The following is a 14,304-nucleotide window of genomic DNA, read 5'->3' on the forward strand; positions in this document are numbered from 1 at the left end:
AGGTCCTAGTACTGGTCTTCGTAGCGCTTGGCCAGATCGTCGATGTTCTCCGGCGGCCAGGCGCTGACTTCCATGCCGAGGTGCAGGCCCATCGAGGCCAGCACTTCCTTGATCTCGTTCAGCGACTTGCGGCCGAAGTTCGGGGTGCGGAGCATTTCCGCCTCGGTCTTCTGGATGAGGTCGCCGATGTAGACGATGTTGTCGTTCTTCAGGCAGTTGGCCGAACGGACCGACAGCTCGAGCTCGTCCACCTTCTTAAGGAGGGCCGGGTTGAAGGCGAGCTCTGCGATGTGCTCCTCGGCACCGCGGGTCTCGCGCTGCGGCTCCTCGAAGTTCACGAAGATCGACAGCTGGTCCTGCAGGATGCGCGCGGCATAGGCGACCGAGTCCTCACCGGTGATCGAGCCATCGGTCTCGATCTGCATGGTGAGCTTGTCCTTGTTGAGGTCCTGGCCCTCGCGGGTCGCCTCGACCTTGTAGGAAACCTTCTTCACCGGCGAGAACAGCGAGTCGACCGGGATAAGGCCGATCGGCGCGTCTTCGGCGCGGTTCTGGTCAGCCGGGACGTAGCCCTTACCGGTGTTGACCGTGAACTCGATGCGGATCTCGGCGCCCTCGTCGAGGGTGCAGAGCTCGTGGTCGGGGTTCAGGATCTCGATGTCGCCAACCGTATGGATGTCGCCGGCACGGACGATGCCAGGACCGGACTTACGCAGGACCATCCGCTTCGGGCCTTCGCCCTGCATGCCGATGGCGATTTCCTTGACGTTGAGGACGATGTCGGTGACGTCTTCGCGCACGCCCGGGATCGACGAGAACTCGTGCAGGACGCCGTCGATCTGGATCGCGGTGACGGCCGCACCCTGGAGCGAGGAGAGAAGCACGCGGCGCAGGGCATTGCCGAGCGTCAGGCCGAAGCCGCGCTCCAGGGGCTCCGCGGTCAGGGACGCCTTCGTGCGGCTGCCGCCGCTCTTGAAGACGACCTGGTTGGGCTTGGTGAGATTCTGCCAGTTGCTGGAAATCATGGCATTCGCCTTTCAGTTACCTCGCCACCATCCAATCGTGGCGATAGATCTGATCGAAGAGAGCGGCGCCCTCTCCGGAGGGCCGAGAAGATCCGGAAATCGGTTGACGCCAACCGAACACCGGATCCTCTGGATATGAAGCGGTCTGTCGCACGGCGTCCTTCTGGGAGGAAGCGGCGCGCCCCGTCGCGACAAAGCCGCCCCTCCTGAGAGGGACGGCAGAGCACGACGAACCGAAGAGGCCTTAAACGCGCCGACGCTTGCGCGGGCGAACGCCGTTGTGCGGGATCGGCGTGACATCACGGATCGAGGTGATGGTGAAGCCAGCAGCCTGGAGCGCGCGCAATGCCGACTCGCGACCCGAACCCGGACCCGCGACCTCGACTTCCAACGTCCGCATGCCATGCTCCTGCGCCTTCTTGGCGGCATCCTCGGCAGCGATCTGGGCAGCGAACGGGGTCGACTTACGCGAACCCTTGAAGCCCTGCGCGCCAGCGGACGACCAGGCGATCGTGTTGCCCTGCGCGTCGGTGATGGTGATCAGCGTGTTGTTGAAGGTCGACTGCACGTGGGCGACGCCCGACGAGATGTTCTTGCGTTCGCGGCGGCGAATGCGCTGTTCCTTGGCCATATCGGTACTTTCCTGAGATCTCTACACCGCCGTAATGCCAGCGGCTCCACCAACGACGCGCCCTGTGGCGCGCCGTGTCTGGTCGGGTTGATTACTTCTTCTTGCCGGCGATGGCCTTGGCAGGCCCCTTGCGGGTGCGGGCATTGGTGTGGGTCCGCTGACCGCGGACCGGAAGGCCACGACGATGACGCAGGCCGCGGTAGCAGCCGAGGTCCATCAGACGCTTGATGTTCATCGAGGTCTCGCGGCGAAGATCGCCCTCAACCTGGTAGTCCCGGTCGATCATCTCGCGGATCTGCAGGACTTCGCCGTCGGTCAGGTCGTTGACCCGACGCTCGGGACCAAGACCGACCTTCTCGACGATTTCCTTCGCGAAGGTCGGGCCGATGCCGTGGATGTACTGAAGCGCGATGATCACGCGCTTGTTGGTCGGAATGTTAACGCCAGCGATACGGGCCAAGTCCGTATTCTCCTTGTATGGGGGGCTCCAACGCCCTTGTCAGTCAAGGAACAGAAGCCGGTAAGCGAATGCGACCGGCACCGTGCTCCCAAGGGAAGCCCGTACCGATCGCAAAATCTATCGCGAATAGGCGCGGGATATAACGGAGAAAGCTATCTCAAGTCAACCGAGTCGGCTTTCAGGTAATGATGGCAGCAATGTCTTCCGAGACCTCGTCGATCGGCTTCATACCGTCGACGAAACTGAGAATGCCCTTGCAGTGGTAGTAGCCGACCAGGGGTGAAGTCTCCCGGTAGTAGGCGCGCAGCCGAACCCGCATGGTATCGGCATTGTCGTCGGCACGACGTTTGAAGTTCGAATGACCGCAGGTGTCGCAGACGCCCTCGACTTTCGGCTTCTTGTCGGTGTCGTGGTAGACGGCACCGCAATTGCCGCAGGTGAAGCGGCCGGACACCCGGTGGACGAGGATCTCGTCATCCACGCGCATCTCGATCACGTGGTCGAGCTCCATGCCCTTCTGCTTCAGCATGTCCTGGGTCGAATCAGCCTGCTGCAATGTGCGCGGGTAACCGTCCAGAATGAAGCCGTTCGCGCAGTCGGGCTGTTCGACCCGCTCGGCGATGATGGCGTTGACGATCTCGTCGGAGACGAGACCACCCGAGGCCATCGCGGCTTTCGCCTTCAGCCCGACTTCCGTCTCCGCTGCCACCGCCGCCCGCAGCATGTCCCCGGTGGACAGCTGCGGAATGCCGTATTTCTCGATCAGCCGATGGGCTTGCGTGCCCTTCCCTGCCCCTGGGGGCCCAAGCAGTATCAGCCTCATCTTGCTCCTCGTTTCCCCCCACGAAGCTTCGCCTTCTTGACGAGACCTTCGTACTGATGCGCCAGCAGGTGACCTTGCACCTGTGCGACCGTATCCATCGTCACGCTGACCACGATCAGCAGAGACGTACCACCGAGATAGAACGGCACGCCCGCGGCCGATATGAGGAATTCGGGCAATAGACAGATGACGATGAGGTAGATAGCGCCGATCACCGTGATGCGGGTGAGGACGTAGTCGATGTAGTCGGCGGTCCGGTCGCCCGGACGGATGCCCGGCATGAAGCCGCCGTGCTTCTTCAGATTGTCGGCGGTCTCCTTCGGATTGAAGACGACGGCCGTATAGAAGAAGGCAAAGAAGCCGATCATGGCGGCATAGAGCAGCATGTAGAGCGGCTGGCCGTGGCCGAGCGAAGCGATGATCCCTGTGGCCCAGCCCGGCAGCTCGCTGGTGTTGGCGAAGTTCGCCACGGTCACCGGCAGCAGCAGAAGCGAAGAGGCGAAGATCGGCGGGATGACGCCGGCGGTGTTAAGCTTCAGCGGCAGGTGCGAGGTGTCGCCCTGGAACATGCGGTTGCCAACCTGGCGCTTCGGATACTGGATCAGAAGACGGCGCTGGGCGCGCTCGAAGAACACGATGCCGGCGATGCAGGCGATGGCGACGATGATGACGAGCAAGATGATGCCCGTCGACAGGGCGCCGGTGCGGCCGAGTTCGAGGAGGTTTGCGATGGCGCTGGGGAGATTCGCAACGATGCCGGCGAAGATGATCAGCGAGATACCATTGCCGATGCCGCGGGCCGTGATCTGCTCGCCCAGCCACATCAGGAACATCGTGCCGCCGGTCAGCGTCAGAACGGTCGAGATCCGGAAGAAGGTGCCGGGATCGGTGACGATGTTGGAAGATGATTCGAGGCCGGCGGCGATGCCGTAAGCCTGGACCAGCGCCAGCAGCACCGTGCCGTAGCGGGTGTACTGGTTGATGACCTTGCGGCCCTGCTCGCCTTCCTTCTTCAACGTCTCCAGCGCCGGGACGACCGAGGTCATCAGCTGGATGATGATGGAGGCGGAGATGTAGGGCATGATGCCGAGGGCGAAAATCGCCATGCGGCCGACGGCGCCGCCGGCGAACATGTTGAAAAGCCCGAGAATACCGGTCGACTGCTGCTTGAAAGCCTGGGCCAACGCTTCGGGATTGATCCCGGGCAGCGGGATGTAGGTCCCGAGTCGGTACACGAGCAAAGCACCCAGCGTGAACCAGATGCGTTTCTTGAGGTCACCGGCCTTGGAAAAGGCCGAGAAGTTTAGATTGGCGGCAAGTTGTTCCGCAGCCGATGCCATCTTGTGGATATCTCCGGATCGCCTCTGGGGGTACGGAAGGACTGCCCCCTCCCCCGAGGGACCACGAGATAAGCGGCAGGGGCATCGCAATCAAGCGAAAGGCAGAGCCCTCCGCAAAAAGCTGAAAGGCGGAAGGATAACCTTCCGCCTTAGAACTGGATCAGGCTTCGGCTTCCGCCGCTGCCACGACCGGCAGGTCGATGGAACCGCCAGCCTTTTCGATCTTCTCGACGGCTCCCTTGGAAGCGCCGGCGACCGAGATCGCGACCTTGGAGGTCAGCTCGCCGCCACCGAGGATCCGCACGCCGTCCTGGGTGCGGTTGACGATGCCGGCAATCTTCAGCGCCGCCATGTCGATCGTCTTTGAAGCGTCGAGCTTGCCCGCGTCGATGGCGGCCTGGATGCGGCCAACCGAGACAACGGTGAACTTCTTCGAGAAGATGTTCACAAAGCCGCGCTTGGGCAGGCGGCGATAGAGCGGCATCTGGCCACCCTCGAAGCCGTTAATGGCAACGCCCGACCGGGACTTCTGTCCCTTGACGCCGCGACCGCCGGTCTTGCCCGAGCCGGAGCCGATACCACGACCAACGCGCTTGCGCTGATGGGTGGCGCCGGCCACATCGGAAATCTCGTTCAGTTTCATCGAAATGTGCTCCTCGGGATCAGACCTCGTCCACAACGCGGACGAGATGGCTGACCTTGGCAATCATGCCACGAACCGAGGCGGTGTCCTCGAGCGTGCGGCGACGGTGCATCTTGTTGAGGCCAAGACCGACCAGCGTCTGGCGCTGTTCGACCGGGCGGCGGGTCGGGCTGCCGATCTGTTCGACCGTGACAGTCTTGCCCGTGGAATTCGTATCGGCCATCGATAGGCTCCTTCGTTCAAGGCGCAGGCCGCTCAGCGACCTGCCCTGTCATCAATCTTCAGCGCCAACGAGATCGCGGCGACGGGCCTGCAGCGTGGAGTACTTGATACCCCGACGAGACGCGACATCCTTCGGATGCATCGAACCCTTGAGCGCATCGAACGTCGCGCGCACCATGTTGTAGGGGTTCGACGAGCCGAGCGACTTGGCGACGACGTCATGCATGCCGACGGCCTCGAACACGGCGCGCATCGGACCACCGGCGATGATGCCGGTACCCGCTTCTGCCGAGCGGAGGTAGACCTTGCCGGCGCCATGGCGGCCAGCGATGTCGTGGTGCAGCGTGCGGCCATCGCGCAGCGGCACGAAGATCAGGTCACGCTTGGCAGCCTCAGTCGCCTTGCGAATCGCCTCAGGCACTTCGCGGGCCTTGCCGTGGCCGAAGCCAACGCGGCCCTTGAGGTCGCCGACAACGACGAGCGCGGCGAAGCCGAAACGACGTCCGCCCTTCACCACCTTGGCGACGCGGTTGATGTGGACGAGCTTGTCGACGAAACCGTCGTCCCGCTCGTTGCGATCGTTGCGATTGTTACGATCGTCTCTTGGCGCCATGATCCTATCCTTATTCTTTTCCGGAGGCGTCCAGGGTATCGGCCGGTTCTTTGAACCTGGCCTGCTCGAAACAGCATGCGGTCATGCTGCGGGCACAATGTGCCCGACATGCGAAGAGCGACTGTCGCCCTCCACGCAGGAGGACGACAGTCGCCCTCGCCGACCGATGCTAGAAGTTCAGCCCGCCTTCGCGAGCCGACTCCGCCAAGGCCTTGATGCGGCCATGGTAGATGAAGGAGCCACGGTCGAAGACGACGTCGGTGACGCCGGCTTCCTTGGCGCGCTCGGCGACGAGCTTGCCAACAGCCGCGGCTGCATCGGTATCGGCGCCGGTCTTCAGCGCCTTGCGCAGGTCGGCGTCGAGCGTCGAGGCGGAAGCAAGCGTGCGACCGGCGACATCGTCGATGACCTGAGCGTAGATGTTCTTGGAAGAACGGTGCACCGACAGACGCGGACGTCCGTTGGCGACCTTCTTCAGCGAGCGGCGGACGCGCGCTGCGCGAAGCCGGAGGGATTCTTTCTGAGTAGCCATCCTACTTCTTCTTGCCTTCCTTGCGGACGATCTTTTCGCCAGCGTACTTCACGCCCTTGCCCTTGTAGGGCTCGGGACCGCGGTATTCGCGGATTTCCGCGGCAACCTGGCCGACGCGCTGCTTGTCGATACCGTTGATCACGATCTCGGTCGGCTTCGGCACGGTGATCTGGATGCCTTCCGGCACCGGATAGAGCACATCGTGGCTAAAGCCAAGTGCCAGCTGCAGGTTCTTGCCCTGCAGCGAGGCGCGGTAACCAACGCCGTTGATCTCGAGCTTCTTTTCGAAGCCGCCCTTCACGCCGACCAGGATGTTCCCGATCATCGTGCGGGACATGCCCCACTTCGAGCGCGCAGTCTTGGTCTGGTCACGGGGCTCGACGGCAATCGCGCCGTTCTCCATCTTGACCAGGACCTCGTCGTTCACGACGAAAACGAGTTCGCCCTTCGTGCCCTTAGCAGTCACCGTCTGGCCGTCGACCGACGCGGTGACGCCCTCAGGGATGGAAATGGGCTTCTTACCAATACGAGACATCTTAGAACCTGTCCGTTTCTACGCGTTGAGTTCCTGCAGCGTCAGACGACGCGGCAGAGGATCTCGCCGCCGACATTCTGCTCGCGAGCATTGTGATCGGCCATGACACCCTTCGGCGTCGACAGCACGGAGATGCCGAGGCCGTTGGCGATGTGCGGGATCGTCTTCGCCGAAACGTAGACGCGGCGGCCAGGCTTCGACACGCGGGCGATCTCGCGGATGACCGGAGCGCCCTCGTAGTACTTCAGCTCGATCTCGAACTCGGACTTGCCGTTCTCGAAAGCGGTCTCGGTGTAGCCGCGGATGTAACCCTCGTCCTTCAGGACGTCGAGCACGCGGCCACGCAGCTTGGAAGCCGGGGTGGAGCAGGAGGACTTGTTCCGCATGATAGCATTGCGGATGCGGGTCAGCATATCGCCGAGGGGATCTGACAAAGACATGATGACTACTCCTTACCAGCTCGACTTCACGATACCGGGGATCTGGCCGTTATTGCCGAGGTCCCGGAGCGCGATACGCGACATTTTCAGCTTGCGGTAATAGGCGCGCGGGCGGCCCGTCACTTCGCAACGGTTGCGGATGCGTACCTTCGAGCCGTTGCGCGGCAGTTCGGCGAGTTCCAGCTGGGCGCGGAAACGCGCTTCCATCGTGGCGCTCTGATCCTTGGTGACGACCTTAAGGGCGGCACGCTTGGCGGCGAACTTCTTCACCAGTTCCTGGCGATGCTTGTTCTTCTCGATCGAGCTTTTCTTGGCCATATCTTTGTCCTTTGCTCGTATGCCGTTACTGGCGGAACGGGAAGTTGAACGCCTTAAGCAGCGCGCGGGCTTCGTCGTCGGTTTTCGCCGTCGTGCAAACGATGATGTCCATGCCCCACATCTGATCGACCTTGTCGTAGTTGATCTCGGGGAAGACGATGTGTTCCTTGACGCCCATGGCAAAATTGCCGCGGCCGTCGAAGCTCTTCGGGTTCAGGCCGCGGAAGTCGCGGACCCGGGGAAGCGCGATCTGGATCAGACGGTCGAGAAACTCGTACATCTTGTCCTGGCGCAAGGTCACCTTGGCGCCAATCGGCATGCCTTCGCGAACCTTGAAACCGGCGATCGAGGTGCGGGCCTTGGTGATGACCGGCTTCTGACCGGCGATCATCGCCAGGTCCTCAGCCGCCACGGCGGGCTTTTTCGAATCGGCTGTCGCCTCACCGACGCCCATGTTGATCACGATCTTGTCCAGACGCGGGATCATCATCTCGTTGGCGTAGGAAAACTGCTCCTGGAGCGCCTTGCGGATCTCCGAGCGGTAAACCTGCTTCATGCGGGGAATGTACTGGGTCTCAGACATCGATCTGTTCTCCCGACCGCTTAGCGATGCGGACCTTCTTGGCGTTCTCACCCTCGCCGACGACCTTGAAGCCGACGCGGGTCGGCTTGCCGTCCTTGGGATCGGCGACCGACAGGTTCGACAGATGGATCGAGGCTTCCTTGGAAATGATGCCGGCTTCCTGGCTCGCGGACTGGCGGGTATGGCGCTTGACCATGTTGATCCCGCGCACGACGGCGCGATCGTCCTTCGGCATGACTTTCAGCACTTCACCGGCACGGCCCTTGTCCTTGCCGGCCAGCACGACGACCTTGTCGCCCTTTTTGATCTTTTGCATGGGTCCGGTTCCTTACAGCACTTCAGGCGCCAGCGAGATGATCTTCATGTGGTTCTTGCCACGAAGCTCGCGGGGGACCGGTCCGAAGATACGCGTGCCGACCGGCTCTTTCTTGTTATCGATCAGAACGGCGGCATTCCGGTCGAACCGGATCACCGAGCCGTCGGCACGACGGATATCCTTGGCGGTACGCACCACCACGGCTTTCATCACGTCGCCCTTCTTGACACGGCCGCGCGGGATCGCTTCCTTGATCGAAACGACGATGATGTCGCCGACCGAGGCATACTTCCGCTTCGAGCCGCCAAGCACTTTGATGCACATGACACGACGAGCGCCCGAGTTGTCGGCCACGTCGAGGTTTGTTTGCATCTGAATCATGTCAGGCCGCCTTCAAACTCTGAGAACGCGGCCGCCCGGCACTGCCGGAAGATCGAACCGTGTTCAATTCTAAAACAGGAGCATCTCGCGAGAGCGGGACGCCCGGTGTCCGGGTCGGCGGAAACTACCGCTTAACCCGGATCTGTTCATCAGCTGGCCGCAGCTGCGTCGTGCAGCACGATCCAGGTCTTGTCCTTCGAGATCGGCCGGGTCTCCTCGATGGAGACGACGTCGCCGACCTTGCACTGGTTGTTCTCGTCGTGGGCCTTGTACTTCTTCGAGCGCCGCACCGTCTTCTTGAACAGCGGGTGCGTGAAGCGACGCTCGACGAGGACGACCACGGTCTTCTCATTCTTGTCGGAGACCACTGTCCCCTGCAAAACGCGTTTGGGCATAGTGTTCTACCTCAGGCCTTTGCCTCGACCGCCTTCTGGCGGGCGATGGTCTTGATGCGCGCGATATCGCGACGCACCTGGCGTACGCGGGCGGTGTTCTCGACCTGCCCGGTGGCCGCCTGGAAGCGCAGGTTGAACTGCTCTTTCTTCAGCTTGCCGAGAGCATCCGTCAGCTCATCGGGGGTCTTGGTGGTGATGTCGGAGGCTTTCACTTAACCTCTCCTTATTCGGCGATGCGCTGGACGAAGCGCGTTCTGATCGGCAGCTTGGCAGCACCGAGACGCATGGCCTCGCGAGCAAGCTCCTCCGATACTCCATCGATCTCGAAAATGATACGGCCAGGATGCACCCGGGCGGCCCAATATTCGACGGAGCCCTTGCCCTTGCCCATGCGGACTTCGGTAGGCTTGGCGGTGACCGGCACATCCGGGAAGATCCGGATCCAGACGCGGCCCTGGCGCTTCATCTGACGGGTGATCGCGCGGCGGGCCGCTTCGATCTGGCGGGCGGTAACCCGCTCGGGCTCGACAGCCTTCAGGCCGAACGTGCCGTAATCAAGGTTCGTCCCACCCTTGGCGGTGCCGTGAATGCGTCCCTTGAACGCCTTCCGGTACTTCGTGCGCTTTGGCTGCAGCATCTATTCTACTCCGAAACCCTTCCGATCAGGCGTGTTCGCGGCGACGATTGCCACCACCCGACTGATCACCCTCGACGGCCCGGCGTTCGGAAGCCATCGGATCATGCTCGAGGATCTCGCCCTTGAAGATCCAGACCTTCACGCCACAGACGCCATAGGCGGTGTGGGCTTCGGCCGTGCCGTAATCGATATCGGCACGCAGCGTGTGCAACGGAACCCGGCCCTCGCGGTACCATTCCATGCGCGCGATTTCCGCGCCGCCCAGACGGCCGCCGCAGTTGATGCGGATACCTTCAGCGCCGAGACGCATGGCCGACTGAACCGCCCGCTTCATCGCCCGGCGGAACGCCACGCGGCGCTCGAGCTGCTGCGTGATCGACTGCGCGACCAGGGTCGCGTCGGTCTCGGGCTTACGCACTTCAACGATGTTGATGTGCGTCTCGGCCTTGGTCATCGTGCCGAGCTTCTTGCGAAGCTTCTCGATGTCCGCACCCTTCTTGCCGATGACGATGCCCGGACGCGCCGAGTGGATCGTGATGCGGCACTTCTTGTGCGGGCGCTCGATGACGATCTTGGAGACCGCCGCCTGCTTCAGCTCCTCGAGGAGGTACTTGCGGATCGCAAGGTCCTCGTGGAGCAGGATGCCGTACTCGCCGGTGTTGGCGTACCAACGGCTGTCCCAGGTCTGATTGATGCCGAGCCGGAAACCGGTCGGATTGATTTTCTGACCCATCAGGCGGCCTCCTCGGTTTCCGCGACTTCGCGCACGACGATCGTCAGATGCGAAAACGGCTTCTCGACACGGCTGGCGCGACCACGGCCACGAGCGTGGAAACGCTTCATGGTGATCGACTTGCCGACATAGGCCTCGGAGACGACGAGTGCGTCGACATCGAGGTCGTGGTTGTTCTCGGCGTTGGCGATCGCGCTCTGCAGCGTCTTCAGCACCGTCTCCGAGATCCGCTTGCGCGAGAAGGTCAGGTCGGCGAGAGCCGACGACACCTTCTTGCCGCGGATCATCGCAGCGACGAGGTTAAGCTTCTGCGGGCTGACGCGGATCGTGCGGGCGACAGCGCGCGCCTCGTTATCCTTCAGCTGGCGTTCCAGCTTCGGCTTGCCCATCGTTACTTCCTCTTCGACTTCTTGTCGGCGCCGTGCCCGTAATAGGTGCGGGTCGGAGAAAACTCACCAAACTTATGGCCGATCATGTCCTCGTTGACATTGACCGGAATATGCTTGTTGCCGTTGTAGACGCCGAAGGTGAGACCGACGAACTGCGGCAGGATCGTGGAACGACGGCTCCAGATCTTGATCACTTCGTTGCGGCCACCCTCGCGGACCTTCTCGGCTTTCTTGAGAAGGTAGCCATCGACGAACGGACCCTTCCAGACGGAACGTGTCATGAAGAAATCCCCTTCTTACTTCTTGCGCTGGTGGCGCGAGCGCATGATGAACTTGTCGGTCGACTTGTTCTGACGCGTCCGCTTGCCCTTCGTCGGCTGACCCCACGGCGAAACCGGGTGACGGCCGCCGGAGGTGCGGCCTTCGCCGCCGCCGTGCGGATGGTCGACCGGGTTCATCGCGACACCGCGAACGTGCGGGCGCTTGCCGAGCCAGCGGTTACGACCGGCCTTGCCAAGATTGATGTTGCCGTGATCGGCATTCGAGACCGCACCGACCGTGGCGAAGCACGAGCCCGACACCAGGCGCTGTTCGCCCGAGTTGAGCCGCAGGATCGCCATGCCGGCATCGCGGCCGACCAGCTGGGCGTAGGTGCCGGCGGAGCGGGCGATCTGGCCACCCTTCTCCGGCTTCATCTCCACATTGTGGATGATGGTGCCGACCGGCATGGCCGAAAGCGGCATCGCATTGCCCGGCTTGACGTCGATGCCGGACAGGCCGGAGACGACCTTGTCGCCGGCTGCCAGACGCTGCGGCGCCAGGATGTAGGCGAGCTCGCCGTCCTCGTAGCGAATCAGCGCGATGAAAGCGGTGCGGTTCGGATCGTATTCCAGCCGCTCGACCGTACCGACAGCGTCGAACTTGCGACGCTTGAAGTCGATCAGGCGGTAGGTCCGCTTGTGACCGCCGCCCTGAAAGCGGACGGTGATGCGGCCGGTGTTGTTACGGCCGCCCTTCTTGGAAAGACCCTCGGTCAACTGCTTGACCGGCTTGCCCTTCCAGAGGCCCGAACGGTCGACAAGCACGAGCTGGCGTGTGCTCGGCGTCACCGGATTGTAATTTTTCAATGCCATGACTTAAATCCCAAGCTCGGCTTCAGAGTCCGGTCGACACGTCGATCGACTGGCCTTCGGCGAGCGTCACGATGGCCTTCTTCTGATCGCTCTGGCGACCGGCGCGACCACGGAAGCGCTTCGTCTTGCCCTTGCGGTTCAGCGTGTTCACCGCGGTGACCGTGACGCCGAAAAGATACTCAACGGCGGCCTTGATCTGCGGCTTCGTCGCCGTGTTCGGTACGTTGAAGACGACCTGGTTGTACTCGGACACCATGGTCGACTTCTCGGTGATCACCGGGCTGGTGATCACGTCGTAGTGGCGAAGGTCGCTCATTTGAACCGCTCCTCCAGGGCTTCGACAGCCGCCTTGGACAGGACCAGGGTGTGCCGGCGAAGGATGTCGTAGACGTTGATGCCCTGGATCGGCAGCACGTCGATGTTAGGGATGTTGCGGGCCGAGCGAGAGAAGTTCTCGTTCAGCTCGGCGCCGCCGATGAACAGCGCGTTGGTGAGGCCGAGACCGGCGATGGTCGAGACCATCTGCTTGGTCTTGGCGTCCGTCGCGGTCAGGTCGTCGATGACGATGATCGAATCGGTCTTGAACTTGGCCGAGAGGGCGTGGCGCAGCGCGAGCTGGCGAACCTTCTTCGGCAGCTCATGGGCGTGGCTGCGCTGCTGCGGGCCGTGGGCCTTGCCACCGCCGCGGAACTGCGGCGCACGCGCCGAGCCGTGACGGGCACGACCGGTGCCCTTCTGCTTGTAGAGCTTGGCGCCGGTGCGGGCGATCTCAGCGCGGCCGAGGGTCGCGTGGCTGCCCTGCTGACGCTTGGCCAGCTGCCAGCGAACCATGCGCTGCAGGATGTCCTCGCGCGGCTCAAGGCCGTAGATGGCCTCGGCGAGCGACAGCGTTCCCGCGTCCTTGCCGTCGAGGGATTTGACCGTGATGTCCATTATTCAGCTCCCTCGGACGCTGCCGCGACTTCAGAGCCGCTGTTTGCAACTGCGCGAAGACCAGCCGGCTTCGGAGCATTCTCCGGCAGCGCGATCTTCATCGCGTCGCGGATGTAGATCCAGCCGCCCTTGGAACCCGGAACCGCGCCGCGGATCAGGATCAGGCCCTTGTCGGCGTCCGTACGGACGACTTCGAGGTTCTGCGTGGTCACGCGGGTATCACCCATGTGGCCGGCCATCTTCTTGCCCTTGAACACCTTGCCGGGGTCCTGGCGCTGGCCGGTCGAACCGTGCGACCGGTGCGAAACGGAGTTACCATGGGTCGCGCGGCCACCACCGAAGTTGTGGCGTTTCATGACACCCTGGAAGCCCTTACCAACCGAGGTACCCGTCACGTCGACCTTCTGGCCGGGGACGAAGTGCTCGGCCGTGATCTCGGCACCGAGTTCAACCATGTTGTCGGCCGAGACACGAAACTCAGCGAGCTTCTTCTTCGGCTCGACCGAGACCTGCGCGAACACGCCGCGCATGGACTTTGAAGTTCTCGAGGCCTTGGCAACCCCGGCGCCGAGCTGCACGGCGGTGTAGCCGTGCTTGTCCTCGGTCCGCTGGGCGATAACCTGGAGGTTCTCCACGCGGAGAACGGTAACCGGTACATGCTCTCCGGCGTCGTTGTAGACGCGGGTCATGCCGAGCTTCTGTGCAATCACACCTGAACGCATGGGCGTTATCCTTCCCGTGCTCTTATCAGAGCTTGATCTCGACATCGACGCCGGCGGCGAGGTCGAGCTTCATGAGCGCATCGACCGTCTGAGGCGTCGGGTCGACGATGTCGAGGAGCCGCTTGTGGGTGCGCATTTCGAACTGCTCACGCGACTTCTTGTCGATGTGGGGCGAGCGGTTCACCGTAAACTTTTCAATTCGCGTCGGCAGCGGAATGGGTCCGCGCACGTTCGCACCGGTACGCTTCGCGGTCGACACGATCTCGCGCGTCGAAGCGTCGAGAACCCGATGATCGAACGCCTTGAGGCGAATGCGGATATTCTGGCCGTTCATGGAATTGGTCCTCTCGTCGGAGATCTGCCGGGTCGCCGGCAATCATCCGAGCGCTTGTCAGTCTTCAGCCGCTTCAAACGGAACGCCGGCTTCCGGCGCGCCAACCGCCCTTGCGGGCCAGGACCTGCCCGTTCCCACTGGGAACGGGCAGACCCCACTCAGATTT

At 62.6% G+C, this 14,304-nt stretch carries 26 protein-coding genes; all 26 read right to left on the reverse strand.

Going from position 1 to position 14,304, the window contains the following annotated elements; all coding sequences use genetic code 11:
• Positions 1-5: 5 nt before the first annotated feature.
• Positions 6-1,025 carry a DNA-directed RNA polymerase subunit alpha gene (locus tag ACZLZQ_RS17105; RefSeq protein ID WP_472950389.1) on the reverse strand — a complete coding sequence of 340 codons (1,020 nt, stop codon included), beginning with the start codon at positions 1,023-1,025 and terminating at the stop codon, positions 6-8.
• A gap of 244 nt (positions 1,026-1,269) precedes the next feature.
• Positions 1,270-1,656 carry a 30S ribosomal protein S11 gene (gene rpsK, locus ACZLZQ_RS17110; RefSeq protein WP_472933228.1) on the reverse strand — a complete coding sequence of 129 codons (387 nt, stop codon included), beginning with the start codon at positions 1,654-1,656 and terminating at the stop codon, positions 1,270-1,272.
• A gap of 91 nt (positions 1,657-1,747) precedes the next feature.
• Positions 1,748-2,116 carry a 30S ribosomal protein S13 gene (gene rpsM / locus ACZLZQ_RS17115; protein WP_472937539.1) on the reverse strand — a complete coding sequence of 123 codons (369 nt, stop codon included), beginning with the start codon at positions 2,114-2,116 and terminating at the stop codon, positions 1,748-1,750.
• A 178-nt stretch (positions 2,117-2,294) separates the two neighbouring features.
• The gene (locus ACZLZQ_RS17120; protein WP_472933226.1) at positions 2,295-2,939 is read right to left on the reverse strand and encodes an adenylate kinase; all 645 of its coding nucleotides are present in this window, start codon (positions 2,937-2,939) and stop codon (positions 2,295-2,297) included.
• The gene (secY, locus tag ACZLZQ_RS17125; protein ID WP_472950390.1) at positions 2,936-4,279 is read right to left on the reverse strand and encodes a preprotein translocase subunit SecY; all 1,344 of its coding nucleotides are present in this window, start codon (positions 4,277-4,279) and stop codon (positions 2,936-2,938) included. Before secY ends, ACZLZQ_RS17120 begins: the two co-directional genes overlap by 4 nt.
• A 160-nt stretch (positions 4,280-4,439) precedes the next feature.
• The gene (gene rplO / locus ACZLZQ_RS17130; RefSeq protein WP_472933224.1) at positions 4,440-4,922 is read right to left on the reverse strand and encodes a 50S ribosomal protein L15; all 483 of its coding nucleotides are present in this window, start codon (positions 4,920-4,922) and stop codon (positions 4,440-4,442) included.
• Between the two features lie 19 nt (positions 4,923-4,941).
• The gene (gene rpmD / locus ACZLZQ_RS17135; protein ID WP_472950391.1) at positions 4,942-5,145 is read right to left on the reverse strand and encodes a 50S ribosomal protein L30; all 204 of its coding nucleotides are present in this window, start codon (positions 5,143-5,145) and stop codon (positions 4,942-4,944) included.
• Between the two features lie 51 nt (positions 5,146-5,196).
• Positions 5,197-5,757 (reverse strand): 30S ribosomal protein S5, encoded by a 561-nt coding sequence (gene rpsE / locus ACZLZQ_RS17140; protein ID WP_472933221.1) that lies wholly within the window; start codon positions 5,755-5,757, stop codon positions 5,197-5,199.
• Positions 5,758-5,926: 169 nt separating this feature from the next.
• Complete coding sequence (gene rplR / locus ACZLZQ_RS17145) at positions 5,927-6,289, reverse strand: 50S ribosomal protein L18 (protein ID WP_472933218.1); 363 nt, start codon at positions 6,287-6,289, stop codon at positions 5,927-5,929.
• A 1-nt stretch (position 6,290) separates the two neighbouring features.
• Positions 6,291-6,824, reverse strand: a complete 534-nt coding sequence (gene rplF / locus ACZLZQ_RS17150; RefSeq protein WP_472933217.1) for a 50S ribosomal protein L6 — start codon at positions 6,822-6,824, stop codon at positions 6,291-6,293.
• Positions 6,825-6,865: 41 nt separating this feature from the next.
• Positions 6,866-7,264 (reverse strand): 30S ribosomal protein S8, encoded by a 399-nt coding sequence (gene rpsH, locus ACZLZQ_RS17155; RefSeq protein WP_472933215.1) that lies wholly within the window; start codon positions 7,262-7,264, stop codon positions 6,866-6,868.
• A 12-nt stretch (positions 7,265-7,276) separates the two neighbouring features.
• Entirely contained in the window at positions 7,277-7,582 is a 306-nt protein-coding gene (gene rpsN / locus ACZLZQ_RS17160; protein ID WP_472933214.1) for a 30S ribosomal protein S14, read from the reverse strand.
• 25 nt (positions 7,583-7,607) lie between these two features.
• Complete coding sequence (gene rplE, locus ACZLZQ_RS17165) at positions 7,608-8,165, reverse strand: 50S ribosomal protein L5 (RefSeq protein WP_472933212.1); 558 nt, start codon at positions 8,163-8,165, stop codon at positions 7,608-7,610.
• Positions 8,158-8,481: a 50S ribosomal protein L24 gene (gene rplX, locus ACZLZQ_RS17170; protein ID WP_472933211.1), complete on the reverse strand. Its 324-nt coding sequence runs from the start codon at positions 8,479-8,481 to the stop codon at positions 8,158-8,160. Before rplX ends, rplE begins: the two co-directional genes overlap by 8 nt.
• Positions 8,482-8,493: 12 nt before the next feature.
• Positions 8,494-8,862, reverse strand: a complete 369-nt coding sequence (rplN, locus tag ACZLZQ_RS17175) for a 50S ribosomal protein L14 (protein ID WP_472933210.1) — start codon at positions 8,860-8,862, stop codon at positions 8,494-8,496.
• Between the two features lie 149 nt (positions 8,863-9,011).
• Positions 9,012-9,257, reverse strand: coding sequence for a 30S ribosomal protein S17 (rpsQ, locus tag ACZLZQ_RS17180; protein WP_472933208.1), 246 nt, complete (start codon positions 9,255-9,257; stop codon positions 9,012-9,014).
• 11 nt (positions 9,258-9,268) lie between these two features.
• Positions 9,269-9,469 carry a 50S ribosomal protein L29 gene (rpmC, locus tag ACZLZQ_RS17185; protein WP_472933206.1) on the reverse strand — a complete coding sequence of 67 codons (201 nt, stop codon included), beginning with the start codon at positions 9,467-9,469 and terminating at the stop codon, positions 9,269-9,271.
• Between the two features lie 11 nt (positions 9,470-9,480).
• Complete coding sequence (gene rplP, locus ACZLZQ_RS17190) at positions 9,481-9,894, reverse strand: 50S ribosomal protein L16 (protein ID WP_472933204.1); 414 nt, start codon at positions 9,892-9,894, stop codon at positions 9,481-9,483.
• 25 nt (positions 9,895-9,919) lie between these two features.
• Positions 9,920-10,627 (reverse strand): 30S ribosomal protein S3, encoded by a 708-nt coding sequence (gene rpsC / locus ACZLZQ_RS17195; RefSeq protein WP_472933203.1) that lies wholly within the window; start codon positions 10,625-10,627, stop codon positions 9,920-9,922.
• Positions 10,627-11,016, reverse strand: a complete 390-nt coding sequence (rplV, locus tag ACZLZQ_RS17200; protein WP_472933202.1) for a 50S ribosomal protein L22 — start codon at positions 11,014-11,016, stop codon at positions 10,627-10,629. Before rplV ends, rpsC begins: the two co-directional genes overlap by 1 nt.
• 2 nt (positions 11,017-11,018) lie before the next feature.
• Positions 11,019-11,297, reverse strand: coding sequence for a 30S ribosomal protein S19 (rpsS, locus tag ACZLZQ_RS17205; protein ID WP_472933201.1), 279 nt, complete (start codon positions 11,295-11,297; stop codon positions 11,019-11,021).
• A 15-nt stretch (positions 11,298-11,312) separates the two neighbouring features.
• Entirely contained in the window at positions 11,313-12,149 is an 837-nt protein-coding gene (gene rplB, locus ACZLZQ_RS17210; protein ID WP_472933199.1) for a 50S ribosomal protein L2, read from the reverse strand.
• A 22-nt stretch (positions 12,150-12,171) separates the two neighbouring features.
• Positions 12,172-12,465, reverse strand: a complete 294-nt coding sequence (locus ACZLZQ_RS17215; protein WP_472933198.1) for a 50S ribosomal protein L23 — start codon at positions 12,463-12,465, stop codon at positions 12,172-12,174.
• Positions 12,462-13,082 carry a 50S ribosomal protein L4 gene (rplD, locus tag ACZLZQ_RS17220; protein ID WP_472950392.1) on the reverse strand — a complete coding sequence of 207 codons (621 nt, stop codon included), beginning with the start codon at positions 13,080-13,082 and terminating at the stop codon, positions 12,462-12,464. The genes ACZLZQ_RS17215 and rplD overlap by 4 nt, the downstream gene beginning before the upstream one ends.
• Positions 13,082-13,804 carry a 50S ribosomal protein L3 gene (rplC, locus tag ACZLZQ_RS17225; RefSeq protein WP_472950393.1) on the reverse strand — a complete coding sequence of 241 codons (723 nt, stop codon included), beginning with the start codon at positions 13,802-13,804 and terminating at the stop codon, positions 13,082-13,084. Before rplC ends, rplD begins: the two co-directional genes overlap by 1 nt.
• A gap of 25 nt (positions 13,805-13,829) precedes the next feature.
• On the reverse strand, positions 13,830-14,138 hold the full coding sequence (gene rpsJ, locus ACZLZQ_RS17230) for a 30S ribosomal protein S10 (protein WP_007066362.1): 309 nt from the start codon (positions 14,136-14,138) through the stop codon (positions 13,830-13,832).
• Between the last annotated feature and the right edge of the window lie 166 nt (positions 14,139-14,304).

This window comes from Mesocryomonas lacus (assembly GCF_055730105.2).

Excerpts from the sequence above, each read along its gene's own strand:
- ACZLZQ_RS17105 (WP_472950389.1), bottom strand. The coding sequence starts at position 1,025 with ATGATTTCCAGCAACTGGCAGAATCTCACCAAGCCCAACCAGGTCGTC.
- rpsK (WP_472933228.1), bottom strand. The coding sequence starts at position 1,656 with ATGGCCAAGGAACAGCGCATTCGCCGCCGCGAACGCAAGAACATCTCG.
- ACZLZQ_RS17120 (WP_472933226.1), bottom strand. The coding sequence starts at position 2,939 with ATGAGGCTGATACTGCTTGGGCCCCCAGGGGCAGGGAAGGGCACGCAA.
- secY (WP_472950390.1), bottom strand. The coding sequence starts at position 4,279 with ATGGCATCGGCTGCGGAACAACTTGCCGCCAATCTAAACTTCTCGGCC.
- rplO (WP_472933224.1), bottom strand. The coding sequence starts at position 4,922 with ATGAAACTGAACGAGATTTCCGATGTGGCCGGCGCCACCCATCAGCGC.
- rpmD (WP_472950391.1), bottom strand. The coding sequence starts at position 5,145 with ATGGCCGATACGAATTCCACGGGCAAGACTGTCACGGTCGAACAGATC.
- rpsE (WP_472933221.1), bottom strand. The coding sequence starts at position 5,757 with ATGGCGCCAAGAGACGATCGTAACAATCGCAACGATCGCAACGAGCGG.
- rplR (WP_472933218.1), bottom strand. The coding sequence starts at position 6,289 with ATGGCTACTCAGAAAGAATCCCTCCGGCTTCGCGCAGCGCGCGTCCGC.
- rplF (WP_472933217.1), bottom strand. The coding sequence starts at position 6,824 with ATGTCTCGTATTGGTAAGAAGCCCATTTCCATCCCTGAGGGCGTCACC.
- rpsH (WP_472933215.1), bottom strand. The coding sequence starts at position 7,264 with ATGTCTTTGTCAGATCCCCTCGGCGATATGCTGACCCGCATCCGCAAT.
- rpsN (WP_472933214.1), bottom strand. The coding sequence starts at position 7,582 with ATGGCCAAGAAAAGCTCGATCGAGAAGAACAAGCATCGCCAGGAACTG.
- rplE (WP_472933212.1), bottom strand. The coding sequence starts at position 8,165 with ATGTCTGAGACCCAGTACATTCCCCGCATGAAGCAGGTTTACCGCTCG.
- rplX (WP_472933211.1), bottom strand. The coding sequence starts at position 8,481 with ATGCAAAAGATCAAAAAGGGCGACAAGGTCGTCGTGCTGGCCGGCAAG.
- rplN (WP_472933210.1), bottom strand. The coding sequence starts at position 8,862 with ATGATTCAGATGCAAACAAACCTCGACGTGGCCGACAACTCGGGCGCT.
- rpsQ (WP_472933208.1), bottom strand. The coding sequence starts at position 9,257 with ATGCCCAAACGCGTTTTGCAGGGGACAGTGGTCTCCGACAAGAATGAG.
- rplP (WP_472933204.1), bottom strand. The coding sequence starts at position 9,894 with ATGCTGCAGCCAAAGCGCACGAAGTACCGGAAGGCGTTCAAGGGACGC.
- rpsC (WP_472933203.1), bottom strand. The coding sequence starts at position 10,627 with ATGGGTCAGAAAATCAATCCGACCGGTTTCCGGCTCGGCATCAATCAG.
- rplV (WP_472933202.1), bottom strand. The coding sequence starts at position 11,016 with ATGGGCAAGCCGAAGCTGGAACGCCAGCTGAAGGATAACGAGGCGCGC.
- rpsS (WP_472933201.1), bottom strand. The coding sequence starts at position 11,297 with ATGACACGTTCCGTCTGGAAGGGTCCGTTCGTCGATGGCTACCTTCTC.
- rplB (WP_472933199.1), bottom strand. The coding sequence starts at position 12,149 with ATGGCATTGAAAAATTACAATCCGGTGACGCCGAGCACACGCCAGCTC.
- ACZLZQ_RS17215 (WP_472933198.1), bottom strand. The coding sequence starts at position 12,465 with ATGAGCGACCTTCGCCACTACGACGTGATCACCAGCCCGGTGATCACC.
- rplD (WP_472950392.1), bottom strand. The coding sequence starts at position 13,082 with ATGGACATCACGGTCAAATCCCTCGACGGCAAGGACGCGGGAACGCTG.
- rplC (WP_472950393.1), bottom strand. The coding sequence starts at position 13,804 with ATGCGTTCAGGTGTGATTGCACAGAAGCTCGGCATGACCCGCGTCTAC.
- rpsJ (WP_007066362.1), bottom strand. The coding sequence starts at position 14,138 with ATGAACGGCCAGAATATCCGCATTCGCCTCAAGGCGTTCGATCATCGG.